At 41.2% G+C, this 25,548-nt stretch carries 24 protein-coding genes; 1 reads left to right on the plus strand and 23 read right to left on the minus strand.

The features are described 5' to 3' along the window. Positions 1 to 481: 481 nt before the first annotated feature. The 22 genes from rpoD to rpsU form a co-directional block, all read right to left on the minus strand. On the minus strand, positions 482 to 1,615 hold the full coding sequence (gene rpoD, locus H9631_RS00715; RefSeq protein WP_191809337.1) for an RNA polymerase sigma factor RpoD: 1,134 nt from the start codon (positions 1,613 to 1,615) through the stop codon (positions 482 to 484). Between the two features lie 34 nt (positions 1,616 to 1,649). Next, positions 1,650 to 3,458 carry a DNA primase gene (gene dnaG, locus H9631_RS00720; RefSeq protein WP_191809338.1) on the minus strand — a complete coding sequence of 603 codons (1,809 nt, stop codon included), beginning with the start codon at positions 3,456 to 3,458 and terminating at the stop codon, positions 1,650 to 1,652. 24 nt (positions 3,459 to 3,482) lie between these two features. Then, positions 3,483 to 3,938, minus strand: a complete 456-nt coding sequence (locus H9631_RS00725; RefSeq protein WP_318246751.1) for a YaiI/YqxD family protein — start codon at positions 3,936 to 3,938, stop codon at positions 3,483 to 3,485. A gap of 435 nt (positions 3,939 to 4,373) precedes the next feature. Beyond that, on the minus strand, positions 4,374 to 5,180 hold the full coding sequence (locus H9631_RS00730; protein ID WP_191809467.1) for a pyruvate, water dikinase regulatory protein: 807 nt from the start codon (positions 5,178 to 5,180) through the stop codon (positions 4,374 to 4,376). Between the two features lie 26 nt (positions 5,181 to 5,206). After that, a complete protein-coding gene (locus tag H9631_RS00735) occupies positions 5,207 to 5,842 on the minus strand; it encodes a helix-turn-helix transcriptional regulator (protein WP_191809339.1) in 636 nt (211 codons plus the stop codon). Positions 5,843 to 6,085: 243 nt separating this feature from the next. After that, entirely contained in the window at positions 6,086 to 8,152 is a 2,067-nt protein-coding gene (glyS, locus tag H9631_RS00740; RefSeq protein WP_191809340.1) for a glycine--tRNA ligase subunit beta, read from the minus strand. Then, positions 8,145 to 9,038 carry a glycine--tRNA ligase subunit alpha gene (gene glyQ / locus H9631_RS00745; protein ID WP_120115107.1) on the minus strand — a complete coding sequence of 298 codons (894 nt, stop codon included), beginning with the start codon at positions 9,036 to 9,038 and terminating at the stop codon, positions 8,145 to 8,147. The genes glyS and glyQ overlap by 8 nt, the downstream gene beginning before the upstream one ends. Positions 9,039 to 9,684: 646 nt before the next feature. Continuing rightward, positions 9,685 to 10,437, minus strand: coding sequence for a DNA repair protein RecO (gene recO / locus H9631_RS00750; protein ID WP_191809341.1), 753 nt, complete (start codon positions 10,435 to 10,437; stop codon positions 9,685 to 9,687). Positions 10,438 to 10,498: 61 nt separating this feature from the next. Next, positions 10,499 to 10,645 (minus strand): YqzL family protein, encoded by a 147-nt coding sequence (locus H9631_RS00755; RefSeq protein ID WP_160705464.1) that lies wholly within the window; start codon positions 10,643 to 10,645, stop codon positions 10,499 to 10,501. Positions 10,646 to 10,738: 93 nt separating this feature from the next. Beyond that, a complete protein-coding gene (era, locus tag H9631_RS00760) occupies positions 10,739 to 11,638 on the minus strand; it encodes a GTPase Era (protein WP_191809468.1) in 900 nt (299 codons plus the stop codon). Between the two features lie 16 nt (positions 11,639 to 11,654). Then, a complete protein-coding gene (locus H9631_RS00765; protein WP_318246752.1) occupies positions 11,655 to 12,092 on the minus strand; it encodes a cytidine deaminase in 438 nt (145 codons plus the stop codon). 300 nt (positions 12,093 to 12,392) lie between these two features. Next, positions 12,393 to 12,836 (minus strand): diacylglycerol kinase family protein, encoded by a 444-nt coding sequence (locus H9631_RS00770; RefSeq protein WP_318246748.1) that lies wholly within the window; start codon positions 12,834 to 12,836, stop codon positions 12,393 to 12,395. Beyond that, on the minus strand, positions 12,766 to 13,239 hold the full coding sequence (gene ybeY / locus H9631_RS00775; RefSeq protein ID WP_191809344.1) for an rRNA maturation RNase YbeY: 474 nt from the start codon (positions 13,237 to 13,239) through the stop codon (positions 12,766 to 12,768). The genes H9631_RS00770 and ybeY overlap by 71 nt, the downstream gene beginning before the upstream one ends. Beyond that, the gene (locus tag H9631_RS00780) at positions 13,236 to 15,407 is read right to left on the minus strand and encodes an HD family phosphohydrolase (RefSeq protein WP_191809345.1); all 2,172 of its coding nucleotides are present in this window, start codon (positions 15,405 to 15,407) and stop codon (positions 13,236 to 13,238) included. Before H9631_RS00780 ends, ybeY begins: the two co-directional genes overlap by 4 nt. 115 nt (positions 15,408 to 15,522) lie before the next feature. Beyond that, complete coding sequence (locus H9631_RS00785; RefSeq protein ID WP_191809346.1) at positions 15,523 to 16,497, minus strand: PhoH family protein; 975 nt, start codon at positions 16,495 to 16,497, stop codon at positions 15,523 to 15,525. Between the two features lie 12 nt (positions 16,498 to 16,509). Continuing rightward, a complete protein-coding gene (gene yqfD / locus H9631_RS00790) occupies positions 16,510 to 17,688 on the minus strand; it encodes a sporulation protein YqfD (protein ID WP_191809347.1) in 1,179 nt (392 codons plus the stop codon). A 12-nt stretch (positions 17,689 to 17,700) separates the two neighbouring features. Further along, positions 17,701 to 17,985: a sporulation protein YqfC gene (yqfC, locus tag H9631_RS00795; RefSeq protein ID WP_191809348.1), complete on the minus strand. Its 285-nt coding sequence runs from the start codon at positions 17,983 to 17,985 to the stop codon at positions 17,701 to 17,703. A gap of 210 nt (positions 17,986 to 18,195) precedes the next feature. After that, a complete protein-coding gene (locus H9631_RS00800) occupies positions 18,196 to 18,690 on the minus strand; it encodes a hypothetical protein (RefSeq protein ID WP_191809349.1) in 495 nt (164 codons plus the stop codon). 147 nt (positions 18,691 to 18,837) lie between these two features. Then, a complete protein-coding gene (gene floA / locus H9631_RS00805; RefSeq protein WP_191809350.1) occupies positions 18,838 to 19,833 on the minus strand; it encodes a flotillin-like protein FloA in 996 nt (331 codons plus the stop codon). 340 nt (positions 19,834 to 20,173) lie between these two features. Next, on the minus strand, positions 20,174 to 21,475 hold the full coding sequence (locus tag H9631_RS00810) for an NfeD family protein (RefSeq protein ID WP_191809351.1): 1,302 nt from the start codon (positions 21,473 to 21,475) through the stop codon (positions 20,174 to 20,176). Between the two features lie 479 nt (positions 21,476 to 21,954). After that, on the minus strand, positions 21,955 to 22,401 hold the full coding sequence (locus tag H9631_RS00815; RefSeq protein WP_120114931.1) for a GatB/YqeY domain-containing protein: 447 nt from the start codon (positions 22,399 to 22,401) through the stop codon (positions 21,955 to 21,957). Between the two features lie 12 nt (positions 22,402 to 22,413). Beyond that, positions 22,414 to 22,587, minus strand: a complete 174-nt coding sequence (gene rpsU, locus H9631_RS00820) for a 30S ribosomal protein S21 (protein ID WP_039238310.1) — start codon at positions 22,585 to 22,587, stop codon at positions 22,414 to 22,416. Positions 22,588 to 22,756: 169 nt separating this feature from the next. Here rpsU and H9631_RS00825 point away from each other — a divergent pair, with 169 nt between their 5' ends. Beyond that, positions 22,757 to 23,677 (plus strand): Na/Pi symporter, encoded by a 921-nt coding sequence (locus H9631_RS00825; protein ID WP_191809352.1) that lies wholly within the window; start codon positions 22,757 to 22,759, stop codon positions 23,675 to 23,677. Between the two features lie 277 nt (positions 23,678 to 23,954). Here the strand turns inward: H9631_RS00825 and H9631_RS00830 are convergent, their stop codons facing one another. Beyond that, positions 23,955 to 25,406, minus strand: coding sequence for a carbon starvation CstA family protein (locus tag H9631_RS00830; protein ID WP_191809353.1), 1,452 nt, complete (start codon positions 25,404 to 25,406; stop codon positions 23,955 to 23,957). Positions 25,407 to 25,548: the final 142 nt, after the last annotated feature.

Below are 25,548 nucleotides of genomic sequence, written 5' to 3' on the forward strand. Positions count from 1 at the left end.
AAAACACATGATAAAAATTATTTTAAAATATTATTTTTACACACTTTAAAATCTATCGACAAAAGGAGTCAAAATCTCGGTTTGCAAAAGCAGAATGGATTAAGTAAAATAAGTGTCAAATTTAAATAATAAAGCGCTTGCGCCCAGATACACCAAAAAAAGAAGCGTACGTATAATAGTACTGGACGCCTCTGATTACGAAACATAACCGCCCCATCAAACTAATGCCTTGTTGTGGGGCTGGGCAAGCTCAATACGCGACGTCCTATCGCTTAGCTTGCACTTGTACTTCCTTGTACGGCGCAGTCTCAATACGCGACGTCCTGTCACTTCGCTAGGTTGTATTAATACTTTCACACACAGCTGCCTTAGACGAAGCTTGACAGAGCACATACTGGTTTGAATAGCCATCCTAAATTATGCTGTACTTTTTTCATTTCAAAAAAAAGCCCCCGGGATTGACGGGAGCGCGTTGTATCTTTTATTCGAGAAAATCTTTCAAACGTTTGCTTCTGCTCGGATGTCTCAGCTTTCTTAGAGCCTTTGCTTCGATTTGTCTAATACGCTCACGAGTTACACCGAATACTTTACCGACTTCTTCCAATGTACGTGTACGACCGTCATCAAGTCCGAAACGGAGACGAAGTACATTTTCTTCCCTGTCGGTCAATGTATCAAGAACATCTTCGAGTTGTTCTTTAAGCAGTTCATACGCGGCATGATCAGATGGAGAAGTCGCTTCCTGATCTTCAATGAAGTCTCCAAGATGAGAGTCATCTTCTTCACCAATTGGTGTCTCAAGTGAAACAGGCTCTTGGGCGATCTTTAAGATTTCTCTGACTTTATCAGGTGTCAGATCCATTTCTTCTGCAATTTCTTCCGGAGTTGGTTCCCGGCCAAGATCCTGGAGCAGTTGACGCTGCACTCTGATTAATTTATTAATGGTTTCAACCATATGAACAGGAATACGTATCGTTCTTGCCTGGTCCGCAATGGCACGTGTAATCGCCTGCCTGATCCACCATGTGGCGTACGTACTGAACTTGAATCCTTTTCTATGGTCAAATTTCTCTACGGCTTTAATCAAGCCCATGTTGCCCTCCTGTATTAAATCGAGAAAGAGCATACCACGTCCTACATATCGCTTGGCAATACTGACAACAAGCCGCAAGTTTGCTTCAGCAAGCCTTTTCTTCGCTTCTTCGTCCCCTTGTTCAATTCTCTCAGCCAACTTTACTTCTTCTTCCGCTGATAAAAGGTCCACTCTGCCGATTTCTTTCAAATACATACGAACAGGGTCGTTTATTTTAACTCCGGGAGGGACGCTTAGATCATTTAAATCAAATTCTTCTTCATCTTCTTTTTGAATGTCGTTAACATCAGGATCTGCATCCTCATCATCAGTATCTTCTTCAAGAACTTCAACCCCTTGATGACTCAGCATTTCATAAAATTCATCCATCTGATCGGAATCCAAATCAAAATGGGCGAGATTAGTTGCAATGCGTTCATATGTCAAAGTCCCTCGCTTCTTGCCTTGTTCAAGCAATTGCTCTTTTGCCTGCTCGAGGGTTAGTTCATTTTCTGATACGTTGGAACGTGCTTTTTCAGCCATACGTCCCCCTCCTTCCAAACATTTGCGCACCCGGTTACATACTTAAGGATTTGCGGAGATCAATAATTTCCTGTGCAATTTCCAATGCCTTTTTGACATTATTGCTTCGCTCCGCTTCTCTTTGCTCCAATTGTTTTTCTTTTATCATTAACATCTTTGAATGATTCAACACATAATTGACACAATCTTTTAATTCTTGCTCGGTGTCCTCGCTATCCACTGCCATCATTTCAATCTCGGTGACAATGGCCCGGAGCTTTTTATCTGGAAGATGATCCAGAAAGTGCAATGGGTCGGGGGGATTCCCCGCAGCATAGTAACCTAACAAATATGTGATAATGGCCTGATGTTCATCATAATGGAATGATTGATTTTCAAGCATGGCCATAATTCGAAAAGTAGCTTCTTCATCACGGATCATCCTGGCTATTAGTAGCCTTTCCGCTGTTAGATGGGCTGCCACCACTTTTTTCTTCTTTGGTGGAGCCTGAACCAACCCATCTGGTGGTTTTTGTTGCTTTCTTCCTTCAATCTGAACCAACTTTTTTTGTTGACTTTCAAGTACTTCTAGAGAAAGGGAGAATTCGTCGGCTATCTGCCTTGTGTACAAATCCCGTTCAATGGGATTTGTTAACTTGCTCAATTCATTCATGGCTTCTTCTATATACTTCAGCTTATCCCCTTCATTTTGCAAGTTTTTTCCGAACCTGTAATAATGAAGTTTAAAAGCTGTCCATACCAGTGCATTCCCTACTACGTCCGTCCGGAATTTTTCAGGTCCGTATTTTCGGATATAATCATCGGGATCCAGCCCTTTAGGGAGCATAGCCGCTTTAACTTCCATTCCCTGATCAACAAGCAATGATCCGGCACGATTAGAGGCTTCAATCCCCGCCTGATCCGAGTCAAAGCAAAGTATAATGGTGTCTGTCAGCCTTCTTAACATCTGAAAATGTTCTTTTGTGAAGGATGTCCCCATTACAGCAACGCCATTTTTCACGTTGGCTTGATCAGCAGATATAACATCGGCAAATCCTTCGAATAAGACCGCATATCCCTGTTTCCGGATTTCGCTCCGTGCTCCATGGTAATTATAAAGAAGCGAGCTTTTATTAAAAATAGGCGTTTCTGGGGTATTCAAATATTTTGGTGAATCCTCACTGTCAAGAGTTCGCGCTGAAAAAGCGATGATTCTGCCTTTGGAATCAAGCAAAGGAAACATGATTCTGTTTCGAAACCGATCAAAAAATCCGTCGTTATTTTCCCTTTTAATGATCAGTCCTGCATTTTCCAAGTCTTCCTCTATGAATCCCCGTTTTGTTAAGTACTTCACGGCCATATCCCATTCAGGCAAAGAATAACCAATTTTGAACTTTCTAATACCCTCGGTTGTAAATCCACGGGAAAGAAGATACTCAAGCGCATTTGCACCCTCTTTTGTATTCAGTAAGAGGTGATGGTATAGTTTACCCAAAAGTTCATGAGCATCAATCATTTTTTGGTGCTCTATAGGATAATCGTCATCCCGCTTTCGATCGGGCTGCTCAATTTGGATAGGGATACCGCCTTTATCTGCTACAATCGAAGCCGCTTCTTGGAAAGAGATGCCTTCCACATCCATAAGAAAATTAAATACATTTCCACCTGCACCGCATCCAAAACAATGAAAGATCTGTTTTTCAGGTGCTACGGAAAAAGAAGGAGTATTTTCACCATGGAACGGACATAACCCAAAATAATTTCGTCCTTGTTTTTTCAGCTGGACATATTCACTTATTACATCAACAATGTCCACAGACTGCCTGAGTTCATTGATCTTTTCCTCTGGGATTCTTGCAGCCACTGTCTAAACATCCCCACCTATTCTTTATTTCAGCTTCCTCTCAACCATATTTCGACAAAAATCACCGAAAACGGTTAGAAATAGATTACGATCTTTGCCCGTAAAAGGTTTCGGTCCTTTCGAAAACTTTCCCCGCTCACGGTCTTTTGCGGCCAAATAGCGGAAATCAAGCGCCGTATCTATCGTTTCTTCCCTGTATTCCGTCCCCCTGGGTGAAAAGACAAAACTGCCTTTCTGAAGAGTAAGGCTTGCCAGCCCAATATCTTGCGTAACTAAGATATCTCCCCGTTTAATATGGTTTAGGATATACAGATCACACGCTTCTCTGTCCGGATCGACAAAAGTCCAATTTTCACCTTCATTCATGTTCGAAGGTTTATGATAATACGAGGCAATAAAAAACACCTCTAACTTTAGGTCTTTCGCAATAACAGAAATTTCATCTTTTACTGGACAGGCATCCGCATCGACAAATATCACCCTTTTTTTATGGGCATAATTATTTATTCTGCATCCCTCCGCAGATTCCTTCTTATTTTTAAACCCTTTTTTAAAAAATGGAGTTGCGCGGTTAAATATAATCACAATAAATAGTGTATTCCTTATACCGGCACTCTAACCCATTTATTTTCCATAAACACAATTTTTTATTATATCGTATTTGCCCAAATTTGCCTAGTGATATAACTTGATATCTTTTTAATAAAAAAAGCGAAAGCATTGCGCTGCCTCAGGAGACAAGAACAAGGCAAATTTTAATGAGGGTGTTCCTTAGTCATCACAGCAAAGCTGCCAATTTCAACTACATCGTGAAAGGTTTCCTTTGCAAAGGCGGTAACATACGCTTTCTTGAATAAGCTTTTCCATAACTAGCTATATTTTCTTTACTCACGAAAAAAAGCGCTGCTTAAGCGCTCAATTGCTATTTAATTTAAAATTAATAATAATATTAGCCGTTTCTTCAACCGCTTTGTTTGTTACATCAATTATTTTACAGCCGATTTTTTCAGCAATCCTGTCAAAATACTCAATTTCACGCCGGATCCTTTCAATGTTTGCATAGATGGCATTATCATCCAGCCCCAAAGTCAGTAATCGTTCCCTCCGAATTTCATAGAGTTTTTCCGGACTGATTCTTAACCCAATACATTTTTTCGGATCAATTTTGAACAATTCCTCTGGCGGATCAACCTCAGGAACAACAGGAACGTTTGCCACTTTGTATCTTTTATGGGCAAGGTATTGCGACAGAGGCGTTTTCGATGTCCGAGAAACTCCAATTAAAATAATGTCTGCTCTAAGGAGTCCTCTTGGATCGCGCCCGTCGTCGTACTTAACAGCAAATTCAATGGCTTCAACTCTTTTAAAATAGTCTGCATCCAATTTGCGTACGAGACCCGGCTCGTTCAGCGGCCTCTTGTTAAACAATGTCTCAAAGGTTGTCATTAACGGTCCTAAAATATCAATCGCATGTACGTTGGATACCCGCGCCTTTTCAACTAGATAATTTCTTATTTCCGGCTTGACCAATGTAAAGATGATGATTCCGTTATTCATCTTTGCCAACGAAATGACTTCATCGATATTCTCCGTCTCCTCAACATAAGGAATGCGTTTAATAGCGGCGTTTGGCCCGGAAAATTGGCTCAATGCCGCTTTCGTTACAAGTTCGGCAGTCTCGCCCACGGAGTCTGATACAACATATATCACCGGTTCTGTCATGATTTTATCATCTCCCGTCATGTCAACTAACCTTCTTGCTCAGCAAGCGCGACAAACGCTTTTGTTATATTGGTTTTCGTAAGTCTGCCAATGACTTCGTAGCCAGAATCTGTCTTTTTTACTACGGGAACAGCGTCAATCTGTGTATCAATTAGCTTTTTAGCCACATCAATCAACAAATCATCCTTTTCACACATCGTAATGTTGGGCATCCTTGTCATAATGATGTTGACCGGCAATGTTGATAGCTCCTGCTTACCCAGGCTTGCCCTTAATAAGTCTTTTCGGGAAAGAACTCCAGCCAGATGATGCTCATTATCCGTGACAAAAACAGTACCAACATCCTCCAGAAAAATTGTAACGATTGCATCATATACAGAAATATTTTCATGAATGACAACAGGCATGGACTGAAATTCTTTCACTGTCAACTTCTTCAAACTTTCAGTCAGCAATTGTGTCCCAGTTTTTCCTGTATAGAAGTACCCTACTCTCGGCCTTGCATCCAAATATCCGGCCATTGTTAAAATGGCCAGATCCGGACGCAAAGTAGCGCGTGTCAAATTCAGTTTTTCCGCAATATGTTCACCCGTGATCGGGCCATTTTCCTTGACGATTTCCAATATCCTATCTTGCCTTTTGCTAAGTTCGATCGTGCTCACCACCTATGGATAGAAAATGAGACATACTTATTAGAATTAGTATATACTATTTAACCATTAAAGAAAATCTCATCCATAAAAGGTACACATTTAAAAGTTGTATTTTACATCAATTATGACAACTTATTTTTAAGATTGAGCTAGCCAAATAAATCCAGCAGTCAACGAGAAGGTTGCATTAGTAAAACAACGATCGAAGGAAAAAATAATTCTCGAAGACATACATCTTAAAGACAAATATCCTTATTTAACTTGAATTTCATTCATCATGGCAAAGCTTCCAAGCACATCAGAAAGTTTTTTCATCTGGGCAAGCCTGTTTTTCCTAATGTTCTCATCCTCTGACATTACCATTGTATGATCAAAGTATGCAGTAATCGCAGGTGACAAGATTTTTAGTGCTGAAAAGCGAGTTTCAGCATTATTTTCCGTCGCAAAAGTATCGAGTACATGTTTGTATTCGTTGTAGAGCTGTTCTTCTTCGTTGTTTTCAAATAGTGCTGAATTTACTTCATCCTCGCCTTCCGCTTTCTGGGCGATGTTCATAACACGAGCCAATGATTCAATCGTTTCCTTAAAACCCTCTTCATCTTTATGCTCATTTATGGTACTGGCTCGGCTGATGATATCAGGGACGCTGCCAAGTTCTCCGCCAAGTACTGCTTCAACAATGTCATAGCGGATATTTTGTTCTTGAAGAAGATGCTTCATCCGAAGTTTGAAGAATTGAACGAGGTTTTCAACCAATTCTTCATTCTCAATGCTTAGGTCTTCTTCGGTAATTTTAGTCACCCTGCAGAGAAGATTCTCCAGTGAGATATTCCAATTTATTCCTTTTAATATATTAACAATGCCCATAGCGTTTCGGCGCAAGGCATATGGGTCATGTGAACCAGTTGGTATCAGACCGATGGCAAAAGCCGTTACAATCGTGTCCAATTTATCGGCGACTCCGACAATTGCACCAGTAAGAGAACCTGGAATATCATCTTGAGCATGACGCGGTTGATAATGCTCGTTGACAGCCTTAGCAACTTCTTCGGCCTCTCCTTTTTGCAGAGCATATTTTTCTCCCATTATCCCTTGCAGTTCTGGAAACTCGCCCACCATATTTGTCACAAGATCAAACTTGCAAATCTCAGCAGCTCTGCCAGCCAATTGTGTTTCATTTTCTGACAGCCCAAGTAAGATGCTTAGTTCTCGAGTAATTTTTTGAATCCGATTGACTTTTTGAGCCAATGTACCGATTTTCTCATGATAAATGATAGATTCAAGCTTTCTCAAAGCATCTGCGATTTCAAGTTTTTGATCTTCTTCATAAAAGAATTCCCCGTCAGCCAATCTTGCACGTAATACCTTCTCGTTTCCTTTAGCCACAGTATCAATATGGCTGTTTCCGCCATTCCTAACTGAGATAAAATATGGGAGTAAGCTGCCCTTTTCGTCCTTTACAGGAAAATAGCGTTGATGGGTTTTCATCGAAGTAATAAGTACTTCTTCCGGAAGTCCTAGAAATTTATCATCAAATTTTCCAGAAAAAGCAGTTGGATATTCCACGAGATTTGTGACTTCCTCCAACAAATCTTCCTCAATGGGAACACTCCAGCCATTTTCTTTTTCCAATTCCGTTATTTGTTCTATTATTCTCTGCTTTCTGTTTTGTGCATTCGCGACTACAAATTGAGAATGAAGGGCTTCTTCATAATCTTCGGGACGGTCAATCGATATATCTTCTCCCAAAAAGCGATGTCCCTTCGTATCCTTTCCAGTGGACACTCCGGCAATTGTAAATGGAATAACTTCATTGCCAAATAAAGCAACCAGCCATCTAATAGGCCGGACATAACGAAGCTGATGGCTTCCCCATTTCATGTTATTTGGAAAATGCATGTCCTCCACCAATTTTTGGAGCTGCGGAAGCAGTTCAAAGGTCCTTTTCCCTTTTATAAAACGTTTAATATGGGCATATTCAACTCCCTTGATCTCCTTGAAGTAAATGTCCTCTGGGGACATTCCCTGAGACCGGCTAAAGCCCAATGCAGCTTTTGACCAATTGCCATTTTCATCCTGAGCAATTTTCTTTGCAGGTCCTTTCGCTTCTTCTTCTGTATCCTGCTGTGATTCCGCCACATCTTTTACAAGGACAGCCAATCTCCTTGGCGTTGAAAAAACTGACACGTCGCCGCGCTCAATTCCGTTTCCATCCATCCAGTTCCTGACCTTTTCTTCAAGCTGTTGAATAGAACCGCGTATAAACCTTGCTGGCATTTCTTCCAAACCGATTTCAAGCAATAAATCGCGTTTATTCATGGCTGTATTCCCCTTTCGTGTGCTGCAAAATCGGAAAGCCTAGCTTTTCCCTTTCTTCATAAAAAGTTTTCGCCACATGACGCGCCATATTTCTCATTCTGGCAATATATGCCGTTCTTTCCGTTACGGAAATAGCACCTTTTGCATCCAAAAGATTAAATACGTGAGAGCATTTTAAAATATAGTCATAGGCCGGATGTACGAGACCAAGTTCCATTTGTCTTTTTGATTCCTTTTCATACATACCGAATAAAGTAAAAAGTAAATCCTGATCGGAAGTCTCAAAAGCATATTTTGAATGCTCATATTCAGGTTGATAAAAAATATCCCTGATCGTAAATCCGTCCGTCCATTCCAAATCAAAAACATTGTCTTTTTCTTGGATGTAGGACGCGAGACGTTCTATTCCATATGTTAATTCAACTGATACTGGCTTGCATTCTAAACCTCCGACCTGTTGGAAATAAGTAAACTGAGTTATCTCCATACCATCCAGCCAAACTTCCCATCCGAGACCTGCACATCCCAGTGACGGATTTTCCCAGTTGTCTTCAACAAAACGGATATCATGTTCAAGCGGATCAATTCCTAGCTTCCTTAAGGAATCCAGATACATTTCCTGAATGTTTTCAGGTGAAGGCTTCATAATGACCTGAAATTGATGATGTTGATAAAGCCTGTTCGGATTCTCACCGTACCGGCCGTCTGCTGGTCGTCTTGATGGTTCCACATAAGCCACATTCCATGGCTCAGGACCGATTGCCCTTAAAAACGTATACGGGCTCATCGTCCCTGCTCCTTTTTCCACATCATATGCCTGCATTAAAATACATCCGTAATCTGACCAATGCTTTTGCAAAGTCAAAATCATTTCTTGGATATTCATGTCATCCATCCTTTCCATCAAATAAAAAACTCCCATCCCTATGCTTAATTAGCATAGGGACGAGAGTTAACCCGCGGTTCCACCCTATTTGCCGAAATATCGGCCACTTTCCATTTTCCCGCTCAGGACTGCCTTCACTGTCATTACCATGCCCGGCTTTCACCTTCCCGGGTTCGCTGAAATGGAATCGAACAACTACTACTTTCCGTCTTAGCAGGATATATAGTTACAAAGATCGAACTTCCCTCACGTTTAAAGTGCGGGATTCCTCCAAACACCAAGTAATCCCTAGTTATTTAGAAGGCTACCCCCGTAGTCCCTACGGTTGATATGTGCTTCTTATGGTATTGCATTCTTGTTTACTATGCGACATTTGGTTTCGTGCCACAGATTTTGATGATTATCCTTTTTGCGACTTTTGAAAGGTTAGGCGAGCGTCAGCCAGCCACCTGTACGTTCTATTTACGCAACAGAGGTAAACCACATTTGAATTCATTCTACATCCAGTATACAACATATCTTGGCTATCGCCAACCAACATTCATCTCCATTTTCCCCATGGGAACACATCCTTCACATTCCTTGAAGTGAGAGGCTTCTGTCGGTAAATAATGATCGAAGCCGAAACTAGATATCAATTTCTTGTTCACATTTTATCCTTCAATGAATCCATTTGATCCAAAAAGCGCTTTGATTTGAAATGAAGGCCGGAATATTCTTCGTAATACAAATCAATCGCTTTTTTTAGCTCATTTTTTGTTTCCTGCTTGACTGAAATTGTACCGAGCCGATTCAAATCAAAATAATAAAATAACCTCAGAAGTTTAATCGCATTTTGGCTCATTGGTAAATAATACGGATCTCTCTCCTGGCAGCGATGGCAAATTAATCCATTTTCTTTGATAGAAAAACCAAAGTTGCCTTCAGATGCACCACATAAAGAGCATCTTTTCATTTCCGGATAAAGCCCAAGAACTTGAAGCATTTTCATTTCAAAAATATGGGTGATGATATCGGGATCATAACCCTCGCTTATATAGTTCAGCGATTGATGCAGCAATTCAAATAAATATGGATTTGATTCATTATCCTGGGTGCTTCTGTCAACCATCTCTACAATGTAGGAAGCATAGGCGGTTTTAAATATGTCCTCTTTCAAGCCCCTTAGTGGCGAAATGATCTCACCTTGTTGTAAAGTTCCAAGACCGCGTCCCGTCTGAACTAAGAAATAACCGTATGTAAACAGCTGGGAAACGGCAGCAAGACGGCTGTTCGTTTTTTTGGCTCCTCTTGCCATCGCGGAAACTTTCCCTGCTTCCCTGCTGTATATGGCTGTAATTTTATGTGATTCACCATAATCTGTAGTTCTGATTACTATGCCTTCAAATTTTTTCAACATGTCGCTAACCCCTTTTACAGTATCATACTGTATCAGGTGCTCAAAAAAAAGTAAATGACGGTCAGGAAACAGGATAATTGATCACGTCGGGCTTATTGGCAATCGGCAGTGTATTCATCATGTGTTCCTCTTTCTCCAGTTCCTTTAGAAGCAGGTAAATGTCAATATTCCCCGTCTTCTTAAAAACCTTCCAAGTAAACTCATACATTTGAATCCCGCCTTTCTTTTTGATGGTTATATGAATATGTTTGTCCATGCACCCCAGGATGATTCAACATAAAATTTGCTAAAACAAACCAATTTAATATTCGTCGTCTCTAAAACCAAAATCTCTTAAGTGAGTGGCCTTGTTCCTCCAATCTTTTTGGACCTTGACCCACAGTTCAAGAAAAACCTTCGAACCGAGTAAATTCTCGATATCCTTACGAGCACGCTGTCCGATTTCCTTCAGCATTTTCCCTTGTTTTCCAATAACAATTCCTTTTTGTGAATCTCGTTCAACAACGATTGTCGCCATGACGTGAATATGCTGCTTATTGTCTTCCTTCTTCATTTGATCAATGACAACAGCAATGGAATGAGGCACTTCCTCCCTTGTAAGATGGAGTGCTTTTTCACGAATCAATTCCGATACAATGAATCGTTCAGGATGGTCAGTCACTTGATCTGAAGGGTAATATTGAGGACCTTCAGGCAAATATTCTTGGATTTGCTGGATGAGCCGCTCCACATTATTTCCTTCCAATGCTGAAATTGGAAGAATTTCTTTGAATGGATACATCTCTTTATATTGATCAATTAAGACAATCAACTGGTCAGGATGCACCTGATCGATTTTGTTAATAACGAGAAAAACTGGAGTCTGAACATTTTTTAATTGTTCAATGATGAACTCATCTCCGCGTCCATAACCTTCTTCTGCATTAACCATGAACAAAATGAGGTCGACTTCTCTGAATGTATTAATTGCAAGCTTGATCATAAAATCGCCAAGCTTATGCTTCGGTTTATGAATACCTGGCGTATCAATGAAAACCATTTGAGCATCATTAGTCGTCAATACACCCTGAACCTTATTTCTGGTCGTTTGCGGTTTATCACTCATAATCGCTATCTTTTGACCGATCACCCTGTTTAAAAAGGTTGATTTCCCTACATTAGGCCGTCCGATAATTGAGATGAAACCTGATTTAAATTCCATTTCGTCTTTAATCATTTTATTCATTCATATCACCTGCCGAAAAAGCAAATGGCAGCAGATTCCCAACTGTAAACTCCTGCACATCCCCTTTACTATTTGTTAAAATGACTTTCATATCTTCTGAACAATGCTCAGCTATTACTTGCCTGCATGCCCCGCATGGAGGGACCGGGCGATCGGTATCAGCCGTAACCGCCAGCATGTCAAAGGCTCTATCACCTTCTGAAAGCGCTTTAAATATTGCAGTTCTTTCCGCGCAATTTGTCAACCCGTAGGAAGCATTCTCAATATTGCATCCGTGGTATATCGTTCCTTCTTTTGTTAACAGTGCTGCCCCTACAGGAAAGTTTGAGTATGGAACATACGCTTTTTCCTTGGCACGTACTGCTTCTTTCATTAATTGTTCCTTCATGTGATGATTCTCCTTGTAACTTACTTCTAATTTTACTACAATTTCATAAAAAAAGTTATCTTTTTTCAAATAAATTTTTGGATAATTTCCGCAAATTCATTTTTCATCCTTTGGATGTGAGATTATTTTATCTGAATGAGGTTCGACTTTCAAACAAAAGACAAAATCATCAGCGCACAGATTGATCAGAAATAATGTAAATGTCTTGTCAGCGCTGCATTTTTCACATCTAGTTCTTTGCTCTGATGTCCACCAAATCCTCGAAGTCAAGTGTTGTTAAAATTGCTTACCATATGCTTTTTCAGCGATTTACAAAACAAAAAACTGTCCAATGTGTCAGCTTCATTGGAACAGCTCCATGATTTTTGGTATGAAAATAATAAGCCCGATCACCACCGTCATGATAGCATAAACCATAACAGCTCCTGCCGCCATATCCTTCGCCTGCTTGGCCAAAGGCTTTATTTCCTCTGTAACTAGATCCACAGTTTTTTCAATCGCAGAATTTAGTAATTCCAAAGCAATCATCCCAAAAATACAGATAAGGATAAAAACCCATTCTATTCTGCCCAATCGAAAAACAAAACCACATATACTAACAATTAAGGCGGCGGATAAATGGATTTGAAAATTTTTCTCTGTTTTAATAGCGTGCCGCAAGCCCTGAATAGCATAAGTGAAAGAAGCTAGAAGCCGTCCAAAACTGAATGCATTTCTACCTTTCCAGGCCATAGCTCTGCAAAATATCCTCTTGTTTTTTGAACATACGTTTTTCATCTTCGTCATTCATATGATCATATCCAAGAAGGTGAAGGAAACCATGCACTGTCAAGAAACCAAGCTCCCGCAGATAGGAATGGCCATATTCTTCTGCCTGTTTTTTCGCCGTTTCAATTGAAATGACAATATCCCCCAATATTCTGGGTAAATTTTCAACTCCGGCTATTTCCGTTTCCCCTTCACCCATATCCTCCATTGCAAAGGAAATAACATCCGTAGGGGAATCTTTCCCCCTATAGGTTCTATTCAACTCCTGAATGGAATCATCCGTAACAAAAGTGATGGAAAGCTCACTGCCATCTTCCACGCTCTCTATTTCCGCCGCATGATTTAACAATTCTTCCAATAAATGAAAATGTTCTTCTTTTACTTCGCCTGTCTCATCAATGAAGTCTACCTCAAGACTCATTTTTGCATCACCTTCTGCTCTTTATTTCCCGGATATTCAATCCTTGAATGAAAAATACCACCCAGCGTTTCGCAAAACGTTTTTTTAATAATTTCCAATTGTTTCATTGTAATATCGCATTCATTTAGCTGGCCGTCCAGAAGCCGGTCTTGAACAATGGAATCAACGAGTGACTTAATTGCCTCTGGTGTCGGCTGATTCAAAGAACGTACCGCTGCTTCTACACAATCCGCCAAACTGATGACAGCCGCTTCTATGAATTGCGGTTTTGGACCAGGATATCTGTAATCTGCTTCTTCTACATCATCAAAAATTTCAACTGCTTTGTAATAAAAGAATTTTAACAATGTCGTTCCATGATGCTGCTCTGCAATATCTACAATTTCCTTAGGCATTTTATGCTTTTTCAATTCCGCCACGCCATCAGTAACATGGGCAATTATAATATCCTTACTTGTTGCGGGCTCCAGCTTATTATGAGGATTTTCCATTTTCATTTGGTTTTCAATGAAAAAATGCGGTCTTTTTGTCTTGCCAATATCATGATAATAGGCACCAACCCTTGCAAGGAAGCCGTTTGCACCGATGGCTTCACATGCTAGCTCCGCTAAATTGGCCACCATTACACTATGGTGGTAAGTGCCTGGCGCTTCAATCAGAATCTTCTTGAGCAAAGGATGATTTGGATTGGATAATTCAATCAGCCTCATTGTTGATAATATACCGAATCCTGCTTCAAGAAAAGGTAGAATCCCCATTGTCAAAACGGCTGACAAAATACCGGAAACAGCACCATTAATGATAAAATATACGTATTCCATGTTGGTCATTTGACCGCTGCCAATAAATTGCAGGAAGAAAATAAGCAGCACGTTAACAACAGAAACGACCATACCTGCACGCAATAGATTAAAACGTTCATTTTTGTCAGATAGAAAAATGATGCCTGCAAGGCCGCTAAATAAAATGTACAGCGCAATTTCCACATCTATTGTTCCCGAAATGCCGTCATGGAAAACGATACTTCCACATGCAGCCAAAATAATTGCCATCAGCAGGCCAAAACGCTCATTGATCATCACTCTGATCAGCATGGGAGCCATCGCTGCGGGAAATAAATAGGAAAGATCGTACTGATCCAAGCCCGCCACTAGACTAATGAGCTTCATTACTAGAATAGCCCCTACAAAGACGATACCGAAAATCAGCACATAACTCTGTTTCTTTTCTTCCGGCTCTTTCCATTTTGTAAAGGGTATGTAGATTGCACCAAGTGAAAGGAGAACAAAAATAGCAAGACCGATGAATGGTTTTACTGACGGTTTCCCTTTCAACAGACCCAACGTATCCAATTGTCGATAAATATCCCTGTCAATGAGGTGTCCTTCTTGAACAACTATCTGCCCCTGCAGGATTTTTACAGGCTCCACCTCATCCATGGCCCGTTGCTTTCTTTCTTCAGTGAGCCCTGCATCATAGACTTCATTTGCGATAATAGCATATTTCCCAAGCTCAATAGAGGCATTTTCCACATTTTTTTCCAAGTTTGCTGACTTGATTCTATCAATTAGGACAGTGCTTATTTTATTTACTTGATCTTCGCGAATCTTGTCGTTCATGATCGACTCGACGTTATTAATTAAGACACCTCTTGCCTTTTCCAACTCTTCTGGACTAGCCGCCAACAATTGAGTAAGAGTCTGATCCGAGATCTTCTCGGTAACATCCTCAGTAACATCGGCTGTAAGTTTTGATTTCAATAAGGCAAGCTTGGCAGCAGCAAGCTGAGTCCTCTCTTTTTCCTTTTTACCTTCTTCTTTCTCTTTTTTATCTGCGCCTTCTTGATTTGCTTCATTTACAAAATCAAAAATGGATGTTAGCAGGAGTACTCTGTTTTGAGCGACCTCTTTTTTATACACATATACATCTTCGACCTCTCCCGCGGCTTTTTTCCGTTCCTCCTCAGTCTTCTCTTCATCTTCGATGGTTTTCGGTGAACGGATCGTTTTATCCGCGACAGAAAAAAGTTCCATATCATAGGTCTCAGGTTTAACATTCGTGTAAAGGATCGCAAATAATAAAAGGCCCAGTACTAAAAAGACGAGACTCATAAACAGCTTATAGCTAAGAATCTTTCGGATATTTTTTATATATTTTTGAAAGTACATTGTTATCCTCCACCGCCTTTTTTAGAAAAAAGGATTCCTATTTCAAATATAGCAGTTTCGGAGAGTAAAGACACTACCTAAAACTATCTAAATTCCGAAAAAGAAACCCGCGAACTTAACGTCCGGGGGTGGTTTCGTTCTGTGCATACGCTTTGATTACGCTCGCGACAAGAGGATGGCGGACAACATCTCCCTCTTCAAAATGAAGAAAGGCAATGCCCTTTACTCCCTGTAAAATGACTTCTGCAGTCGCAAGACCGGATTTTACTCCTGGCGGAAGGTCCACCTGTGTCGAATCTCCCGTTATGACCATCTTTGACCCGAAGCCAAGTCTTGTTAAAAACATTTTCATTTGTGCATGGGTAGTATTTTGAGCTTCATCCAATATGACAAAGGCATCATCAAGTGTACGCCCTCTCATATAGGCTAGGGGTGCTATTTCGATTGTTTCCCTTTCAATAAGCCTTTGAGTATGTTCAGCTCCCAACACGTCATGCAGGGCATCATAAAGCGGCCTCAGATAAGGGTCTACTTTTTCTTTTAAATCCCCTGGCAAAAAGCCAAGACTTTCTCCTGCTTCTACCGCTGGGCGAGTTAATATGATCTTGTTGATCTTCCCGCTTTTCAATGCAGCCACAGCCATCACAACAGCCAGATATGTTTTTCCAGTACCCGCAGGACCTATGCCAAAAACCAAATCATTTTTTCGGACTGCTTCGATGTAGTGACGCTGACCAAGTGTTTTTACGCGAATAGGTTTGCCTTTTGCATTTCGGGTAATTTCTTCACTATACAATTCCGAAAAATACTCTATTTTTCCTTGCTTTGCCATTTGAGAAGCGTAAGCAGCGTCCCTTGGACCGATTCGAATACCGCTCCTCATTACAGCGAGCAGCTGCTTGATCGTTTCCTCTGCGAGGGATGCGGCTTCAGGTGCTCCCGTAACATTCAGCGTTTCTCCACGTGTCACGATTTTTACGTCAAATGCATCTTCAAGCATCTTTAAATTGCTGTCACCATTTCCAAATAAAACAGGTGTTTCATCATCGCTGTCCAATTGTATTTGATTTGTTATGAATTCTTTTGTCATTTGTAAATCTCCTTAAGTGATCGGTTTTTCTTTTGCAATATTTTCTATCACTTGGAAATAGATTGTCAGCTTAACTTTACCATTCTCTACCTCTTCATGCAAAATAATCTCGTCGTCTATACGGGCATCTTCTGCAATAGTTTTGATCAGGTCCCTTCTTGCCAGCTCTCTGGCAGCCTCCCGAGCTTGCTTTTTTGTAAGTGATCGTTCATATTCTTCTGTTTCTCTTGTCGTTTTCTCCACATAAGCAATCGGAAGCTCCCAGCCGAGAAAACGAACTGGATACACTTCTGTCTCCACTTCAAAATTTTTGAATCCTGTCTTCCCAAATCCCCAAACCGGCACTGAAAAAGAACCGAATTTTAAGGCATGTGTTCTTTTTTCTTCTCCGCTAAAGACTTGAAAAGTTGATTGGATTGGGAATTCGGCATGCGTTTGATACCATGTTTTTCCCCAAACCTCTCCTCGTGCCGAAACTGTTTTCTTTGTGTCCCCTTTTCCTATCGTTCCCAAAACAAGAAGTTGCCCCTTTTCAACAAACTGATTCACTTTAACCAGCGGCTTGCCCTTTTCAACAAACAGCTTTTCTATAACCGCTTTTTTTGTCGCGATAAGATGGGACGGGGAGCGCGCTTCCTGTTCTTCAGGCTCTGTTTTCTCCACTACTTGAAAATGAAAGGTTGTCCCCTTCAACTCAACACCAATCCAGGTAATATTATCAACACGTTCAGTTAATTTACGCTGTATTTTTTCCAGATCTTGATTTAAAAAGTGAGAGGTACCGACACTGATTCCCAGTTTTGTAAGTTCCTTTCTGATTTTATGTTCCGTTTCGGGGTTGGCCCCTTTAATATCTATCCCCCACGTGATGTTGGAAAGTACAGTGATCAAAATAAAAAATATGATCATTCCTCCGAAAAAACCACTGTTTTTGAATAATCTCTTCAATAAAAAAGGAGATCCTTCGCCGCGTACGAAGGAAATCCGGCACTCAAATGGGCGTGCAGCTTTCCTTAATTTATGTATGTCTTGAAGTGAAATATAAAAAAGCATTGCACCCGTTTTAAACCGTTTCACTCTCCATATCGCAATTCCGTCCCTCGTCATTTTATTCAGCAGAAGCTCCAATCCTTGTCCATCTGCTTTAACCAGTACCCGTCCTGATAGAAATGTGATCCAACGGTTCTTCATATTGTGCCACTCCTATTCTTTCAAGTACAAAACTTCACTTATTTTTCCTTCCAGCAGTATTTCTTCAGGTAGGATTGTTTTGATGATAAAGGAGTTACCTTTTATCAGAATCTGCCCCTGCTTAAGAAGCAGCCGAACCTCATTATCTGAAAATGCGAGAAGCCCCCGATGATTCTCGATATATATGTGCAATTGACCAATGATCGTTACACGAGGGAGGTCCATCATTACATCGGGCGGCAATTCCATTTTTTCTAACGCCCACTTGCGAAATCGGTGTGTCCATTTTTTCGCCATGAAAAAGAACCCCCTTTCATCTCATATGTATGAGTTGAAAGGGGGTTTCATCACTTTAACGTTAAAGAAAAGTATCGAATTTTTTAATCATCAGATCTATCTAAGCAAAACGTCAGTCCTCCATGCATGAAAACAATTCCCAGCGTAGTTGGATAATTGCCAGCTTGGTTGTCACGCACGCCAATGAACAGCGTCCTACACTTTTATTGTTTAATGCTGTCTATATCTTCTTTTAGCTCTTGGAGGCCCCAGAACCTCTGACATGATGATTCCTTTGACAATATCGCTCTGTTGAAAAAAAGGTTCGTTCTGAGCGTCTGCCGGCTTTTTCTCTTTGACGGCTTCCGCTCTTCTTTGAATCTCAATAGCCTTTTCTTTATAAGCTGCTGCCTCTTTTTTGAGCTCCTCCATTTTATTTTCTGCCTCTGCCTTTTTTTCCTCAACCTGAGGCTGCATTTGAGACAGTAATATCTCTGCCGCCTCTTTTAGGCTGCGCGGCCTCTCAACACGTACAGGCTGTGGCTTTTCATGGATCGGCTTAGGATTGACAGGAGATACCGGCCTTTCCTGTTGTCTAGGCTGCACCGGTCTGCTGTTTGAGCCCTTAGGCTTTTCTTGATTGGCAGCCCGTTTTTTCTGCTCACTTGCCTTGTTTACAAAGAAACTGATTAAAGCAATGATAATAATCGGCAAAAATTGTTCCAAAGGAGTTACCCCCTTTCAATTGAAAGAAACCCATAAGCGATTGTTTAAACATTAGCAAACAAGACGATTCCCTAGGATCTGGTTCTCAGTAACTGTAGTGTCGTCTTTGTATTGCTTGAGCTTTCCTATCCTTTAATAATTAAGAACTTACTCCGGCTTATTGTTATCCTTCGGCTTTGTCATTCTTCCGATGGAATCCCGCATATCTGTGTCTGCATCAATATTGCGCAGTGATAAGTAATCCATTACTCCCAAGTTTCCTGACTTAAGCGCTTCGGACATAGCAAGCGGTACTTCGGCTTCGGCCTCTACCACTTTCGCTCTCATTTCTTCGACGCGAGCCTTCATTTCCTGCTCGTTCGCTACAGCCATTGCCCTTCTTTCTTCGGCTTTCGCCTGGGCAATCTTCTTATCCGCTTCTGCTTGGTCTGTCTGTAACTGGGCACCGATGTTTTTCCCGATATCAACATCAGCGATATCAATCGAAAGGATTTCAAATGCAGTTCCTGCATCAAGTCCCTTAGCTAAAACTGTCCGAGAAATCATATCAGGATTTTCAAGGACCTTCTTATGGTTGTCACTAGAACCGATTGTGGAAACAACCCCTTCACCTACACGGGCGATAACAGTTTCTTCCCCTGCTCCCCCGACTAACCTATCAATATTGGCGCGCACAGTAATTCTTGCCTTAGCCTTAACTTCAATACCGTCCATGGCGACACCAGCAATAAATGGTGTTTCAATAACCTTAGGGTTAACACTCATCTGAACCGCTTCAAGCACGTCACGGCCGGCAAGGTCAATAGCCGCGGCACGTTCAAAGGTTAATTCAATATTTGCCCGCTGAGCTGCAATCAGGGCATTAACAACACGATCCACGTTACCTCCAGCCAAATAATGGCTTTCCAACTGATTTGTTGCGACCGGAAGACCCGCTTTATGTGCCTTGATCAACGGTTCAACAACACGTCTTGGAATAACTCTTCTCAATCTCATACCGATCAAAGTGAAAATACCAACCTTTACTCCTGCGGCCAGGGCAGAAATCCAGAGCCCGATCGGAACAAAGGTGATTAAAACAGAAACTACAATAATCGCTATTACGATTATAACTAATAAAAACAGTGTGTCAGCACCAAGCATTCATTTTCCTCCTCATTTTTGCGTTAGTGTGTGTGTTCAAAGTGCAGAAACAAAAGCCAAGCAAGCGGAAGACAATGTTATCATGAGTAACGCTGAAACAGGCCAGCAAAGAATTTCGACGTTTATCATTTGGAACTTTCGAACATTCTTTATCAAATGCGCCTTGGCGTATACGCCCAGATTGTATCGAGCTTTCGCTCGATACATTTTCTCTGAAAATCTGCGGCATCCGCCGGAGGCCCTGACTTTACTCAGCCGGGGGTTGAACCCCTACTGAATGGAACAACAAATATGCATTCATCTCACCACTACAGAAGTAGGAGACTTCTGCTAAATGAAGTTATATAGGGCGGACTACTATTCGGGACCCCTCCACTTTCACAACTTTCACTGCAGTATCATTTTCAATAAAGCTGCCTTCTGCAACGACATCAAGGCGTTCATCATCAATCTTAACTGTTCCGGATGGCCTTAAAGGCGTGACTGTCACTCCTTCACGACCGATTAATTCCAATCTGTTGACATTTGAAACATAGCCACTTTCAGTATTCGTCGAATCATTCAGTATGAATTTTCTAAATATATTCACTCTTTTACCAAACACCTTTAACATAATAATAATTAATATGAACGCAAGGATCAGCGCCGTGACAATCGACATTCCCATTTGGACGACATTTTCACCCGCTAGAAACATACTCCCAATGACTGCCACCGTCCCCAGGATTCCCAAAATTCCACCTGCAACAAAAATTTCAGCCGCAATCAGAATCAGCCCGGCAACAAACAATAGAATGGCTTCATACCCTGCAAAACCTGCGACATAGTGTCCATAAAAGAAAAGCAGCAATGCGGAGATGCCCATTCCTCCAGGCAATCCGAAACCAGGGGTATATAGTTCAAGTACAAGTCCAAGACTTGCAATCGTCAGCAAAATCGGAACTACAACAGGATTAGTAATCAGCCTTGCAAGCGATTCTGCAAAAGCTGGTTTGGTTGTATGAACCTTAGCATCCTGCATATTCAATTCTTTGAGCAATTCATCCAAATTGTTGACGGTTCCTTCAGAATAGCCTACCTTAAATGCCTGATCAGCTTCAAGTGTCAGGAGTTTCCCATTTTCCTTCAGATCAGGGAGATCGACCTTCTTACTAGCCATCGCCTTGGCGATTTCGGGGTCGCGCTCACTTCTTTTCGCTGCTGCCTCCATTGCCGCAAGCCACATGCTCTCTGCTTTTTCCCCGGCAGTATTGCCTTGCTGGTCAATGACTGCGGCCGCTCCCATGACGGCATTTGGCGTCATATAGATATAATCAGTATGAAGGGCTATATACGAACCTGCTGAGATGGCCCATGAATTTACAAATGTGACCGTTTTCACCTCCGTATTGGCAATCCTATTTCCAATATCACGAGCAGCATCCACTGCTCCTCCCGGAGTGTTCATGTCAAAAACGATCAGATCCGCATCGTCCCTCTCTGCTGCAGTGATAGCCCTGTCCAAAAAAGCATAAAGGCCTTTTTCTACTTCATCTTTTATCGGGATGACGTGTACATTCTTTTCCTTGCCCTCAGCTTGAACGGGAAGAATGATGATGAGCCCCGCCAAAACGAGAAAAATAGAAGCAAAAATCCTTTTCACAATATCCCCTCCCTTCAAAAACCCGTCATTTACATTACGATTTGCAAGGGAAAAAGTTTCAATATCTATAATTATATTATATCTAAAACTTCAAGGAATTGCGCAAAGATCTACGGTAATTAGTTTTTTCCAGCGACCAGCCTATTTTCTATGCCTAGATGAGATGAGCGAAACTGTTTCACGGGGCCTTTGGCTGGTCATAAAGCTTTGTGAAAAGCTATCCCTGTTTTATTGCTTCCCTCATCTACCTCAGGTCTCTGAATACCAACGTAATGGTTCAGCACCTCAATAACGCGAAAGAGTTTTGTTTTTTTCGAAAAGTTGTATTCCTCAGACCGAACATTTGCAGACCACTTCTTCAAATTCCATTTATCCATGAACTGTTGCGCATTTCATCATTCAGGATTAGGATTTTACATCCCTTTACTAAGCGCACGTAACAAAGCCGGAAAGCGCTGCTTTCCGGCTTTTATTCCTGTTTATGACAGATGCCTTTGAACAAGTTTGCTGACAAGTGCTCCGTCCGCCTTACCTTTTACCTTTGGCATCAAAGCTCCCATCACTTTGCCCATATCCGCCTTGGATGAAGCTCCTGTATCAGCAATCGCATTACGAACGAGCTCTTCCACTGCTTCTTCGGACAATTGTTCGGGCATATAGTAACTTACAAATTCAAGCTCTTCTCTAGTTTTCTGTGCGAGATCTTCACGTCCAGCCTTTTCAAATTCATGGAGGGAATCTTTACGCTGCTTCACTTCGCGAGAAAGGACTGTCAACTCTTCATCTTCTGATAATTGCTTGTTGCCCTGCTTAATTGCCTCGTTTTGTAATGAAGCCTTGAGCATGCGAATGACAGAGAGCTTTTCTTTTTCTTTATTTCTCATTGCCTGCTTCATATCTTCGTTTAAACGATCGAGAAGATTCATTGGTCCACCCTCTTAAAATTTGCGTTTTCTTGCTGCTTCAGATTTCTTCTTCCGTTTTACGCTTGGTTTTTCATAAAACTCGCGTTTTCTATATTCTTGCAAAGTCCCTGTTTTAGAAACAGTACGCTTAAAACGGCGAAGAGCATCCTCAAGAGATTCATTTTTGCGAACTACTGTTTTTGACATCTAACTTTCCCTCCCTCCGAACGTAGCAATCACATGCCAATGGAACAAAATCCATGTACTTAGCAATTATATTATAACAATTATTTAAGGTCAATGGATTGTATATCTGATTTAGATTTTCTTGCATGTCCGAAGATTTAATCCCATATCATTCAATAGAGGTGAGGACATGCTCTACATTCTTTTATTTTTTATTTTAGCCGGATGTTTCTTGCTGGGCATGACCTGGATGAGAATAGGGCTTTTCAATTTATCTGGGAGCAGTTTGGAACTCTGGCTCCGGAATGTAACCAGCACGCCGGTAAAAAGTTTTATTGCTGGTATTTTCATGACAGTTGCCCTTCAAAGTAGTTCAGCCGTAACTGTCATCGCGGTTGGCCTTGTCTCTGCAAGAATTCTAACATTTCCGCAGACAATCGGGATAGTCCTCGGTACAAATATTGGGACTACAGTGACTTTGGAAATTCTGTCCTTTGATTTATCCGTCATTATTTTTCCACTGCTTGCTGCCGGTACTGTCTGTCTTTTTTTTCGAAGCGCAAAAATTAGAAGCACCGGTTTTATTTTTATGGGAATCGGAATCATTTTTGCTTCTATGAACGGCTTTGGTTGGCTATCCAGTCCACTGACAAACATTGACCATGTGCATGGTTTGATTGAAAATATGGAGGGAAATATTTTTTTCGCCTTTATAATGGGGGGGTTATTGACCGCTATTATTCAGTCTGGAACCGTTGTTACCGGAATTGCCATGAGTTTTATCGGATCTGGAGTCTTCAGTTTAGAAACTGGCATCCTCATTATGATGGGCTCCAATATCGGCACCTGCTCTACAGCCCTTTTGGCAAGCATCGGTGCGGGAAATGAAGCTCGACTCACTGCCTATGCCCATTTATGGCTAAATATTATAGGCGTCCTAGTCTTTTTGCCGTTCATAGCGAACCTGGCTGATTGGAGCATCTCCTTGACAGAAAACCCGGAAACTCAGTTAGCACACGCAAGCGTAATATTCAATATTATCTGCTCATTGGCCGTACTTCCGTTTGCCCGCCAGTTCGGACAATTCATCATGAAGCTTCATAAAAAGTAACCTTAAGGAAGAGAAAATGCGCACTAGCTCGCTTCATTGGCTTTTTCTATGCCACCTTGTCTGTATAATATCATTCCCAAAAATGCACGCGGTAATTCGCGCGCATTTTTTACAGGAAAACATGTTTTTTATAAGATAATGATTAGCCCGATGGCTCCGACAAGTATAGCAAGACTTAGAATCTTAATGTAGGGAGGGAGAGATTCCCTTCCCTTTGCGTTCAATCTTTTTTCTTTCTTATTAACCAGTTTGCGATATTCTGGACCACAGCACCCCATTAAGCTACCCTATTCCAATCAGAGATATCCTCATCAAGCGGAAGCTGATTTGCTCGATTTTTCTTCGCGGCAACAAAGAACAGAACCAACAGTATGGCAGTACCGATAAAACCGCCAACCCACGCAATATTCATTGGAAGATTAAAGCCGATTTGTGCATTTAAAATATAGGTAATGACCATGACAAGCATAAATGTTCCTGGTACAAGAGAAATAAAGTAATTTTTCTTTGCTACGTAGAGATACATGGCTCCGACAAATAAGGCAATGACAGCAGTTGACTGATTTGCCCAACTAAAATATCTCCATAGCACATTAAAATCAATTTGTGTCAGAATAACGGATATTGCAAAAAGTGGAATAGCAATCCACAGACGGCTGCTGAATTTTTTCTGAGCAATATTAAAATATTCTGCAATGATCATGCGCGCACTCCGGAAAGCAGTGTCACCGGATGTAATCGGCAAAACCACAACCCCTAAGATAGCAAGAGTTCCCCCAATTGCTCCAAGCATAGCCACAGAAACGTCACTTACAACAGCACCAGGGCCGCCTGCAGCCAATACTTCATTCAAACCTTCGTATCCGCCAAACAAGCTCATCCCGGCAGCTGCCCAAATCATTGCGATAATCGCTTCAGCAATCATCATGCCGTAAAAAATTTTACGCCCTTGATTTTCCTTTTTTGTTGTACGCGAAATAATCGGCGTTTGTGTTGCATGGAAGCCTGAAAGTGCTCCACATGTAATCGTAAAAAAGATTAACGGGAAAACGGGTAAATGATCTGGGTGAAAATTTTTCAAAGACAGCTCAGGAATCGGTGCCCCGGTAACAACTAGACCGACACCCACCCCAGCAGCACTGATTAAAAGCAACGCGCCAAAATAAGGATAAAATCGTCCGATAATTTTATCAATAGGCATTAAGGTAGCCAAAATATAATAAAGGAAAACGGCTCCGATAATGACACCAAGCGCTACTTTTCCATTCATTAAAACATGAAGCAGGCTGGCTGGAGTTGAAACAAAAACAGTACCAACTAAAAGAAGAAGCAAAACCGCAAACACATTAACAACATGCTTCATCACTTTTCCTAAAAATTTGCTTGCTAGTTCAGGTAAATGAGCTCCCCGATTACGGATGGAAATCATCCCTGTCAAATAATCGTGCACAGCTCCAGCAAAGATCGCTCCGATGACAATCCAGATAAAAGCAACAGGCCCATACAGAGCTCCCATGATCGGACCAAAAACGGGTCCGGTACCAGCAATATTCAGAAGCTGAATCATGGAGTTCTTAGAAGTGCTCATTGGAATGTAGTCCACTCCATCAGCATTCACATATGCAGGTGTATCCCGTTCATTTTTCACACCAAAAACCTTTTCAACAAATTTCCCATAGGTAAAATATCCTATGATCAAAAGTACGATTCCCGCAAAAAATGTATACATTTGCCTGCCTCCCCCTTCTTTATTAAAATATGAATGCGTTTACATACATAGTATAATAGAGAAAAGGAAAACGAAGTTGGATATCAGAATAAAAGGTGGATATATTGGATTAAGATGCTTACATAGCCCATTAAGGTGCAAA

This window comes from Bacillus norwichensis (genome assembly GCF_014836955.1).
GTDB classification, from domain to species: domain Bacteria; phylum Bacillota; class Bacilli; order Bacillales; family Bacillaceae_C; genus Siminovitchia; species Siminovitchia norwichensis.

Coding starts and splice junctions, on each gene's coding strand:
- rpoD (WP_191809337.1), bottom strand. CDS start 1,615: ATGGCTGAAAAAGCACGTTCCAACGTATCAGAAAATGAACTAACCCTC.
- H9631_RS00730 (WP_191809467.1), bottom strand. CDS start 5,180: ATGACAGAACCGGTGATATATGTTGTATCAGACTCCGTGGGCGAGACT.
- glyS (WP_191809340.1), bottom strand. CDS start 8,152: ATGAATAAACGCGATTTATTGCTTGAAATCGGTTTGGAAGAAATGCCA.
- glyQ (WP_120115107.1), bottom strand. CDS start 9,038: ATGAATATCCAAGAAATGATTTTGACTTTGCAAAAGCATTGGTCAGAT.
- recO (WP_191809341.1), bottom strand. CDS start 10,437: ATGTTGAAAAAATTTGAAGGCATAGTAATCAGAACTACAGATTATGGT.
- H9631_RS00755 (WP_160705464.1), bottom strand. CDS start 10,645: ATGTATGAGTTTACTTGGAAGGTTTTTAAGAAGACGGGGAATATTGAC.
- era (WP_191809468.1), bottom strand. CDS start 11,638: ATGGAATTTAAATCAGGTTTCATCTCAATTATCGGACGGCCTAATGTA.
- H9631_RS00770 (WP_318246748.1), bottom strand. CDS start 12,836: ATGACGAAGATGAAAAACGTATGTTCAAAAAACAAGAGGATATTTTGC.
- ybeY (WP_191809344.1), bottom strand. CDS start 13,239: ATGAGTCTTGAGGTAGACTTCATTGATGAGACAGGCGAAGTAAAAGAA.
- H9631_RS00780 (WP_191809345.1), bottom strand. CDS start 15,407: ATGTACTTTCAAAAATATATAAAAAATATCCGAAAGATTCTTAGCTAT.
- H9631_RS00785 (WP_191809346.1), bottom strand. CDS start 16,497: ATGACAAAAGAATTCATAACAAATCAAATACAATTGGACAGCGATGAT.
- yqfD (WP_191809347.1), bottom strand. CDS start 17,688: ATGAAGAACCGTTGGATCACATTTCTATCAGGACGGGTACTGGTTAAA.
- yqfC (WP_191809348.1), bottom strand. CDS start 17,985: ATGGCGAAAAAATGGACACACCGATTTCGCAAGTGGGCGTTAGAAAAA.
- floA (WP_191809350.1), bottom strand. CDS start 19,833: ATGCTTGGTGCTGACACACTGTTTTTATTAGTTATAATCGTAATAGCG.
- H9631_RS00815 (WP_120114931.1), bottom strand. CDS start 22,401: ATGAATCTTCTCGATCGTTTAAACGAAGATATGAAGCAGGCAATGAGA.
- rpsU (WP_039238310.1), bottom strand. CDS start 22,587: ATGTCAAAAACAGTAGTTCGCAAAAATGAATCTCTTGAGGATGCTCTT.
- H9631_RS00825 (WP_191809352.1), top strand. CDS start 22,757: ATGCTCTACATTCTTTTATTTTTTATTTTAGCCGGATGTTTCTTGCTG.
- H9631_RS00830 (WP_191809353.1), bottom strand. CDS start 25,406: ATGTATACATTTTTTGCGGGAATCGTACTTTTGATCATAGGATATTTT.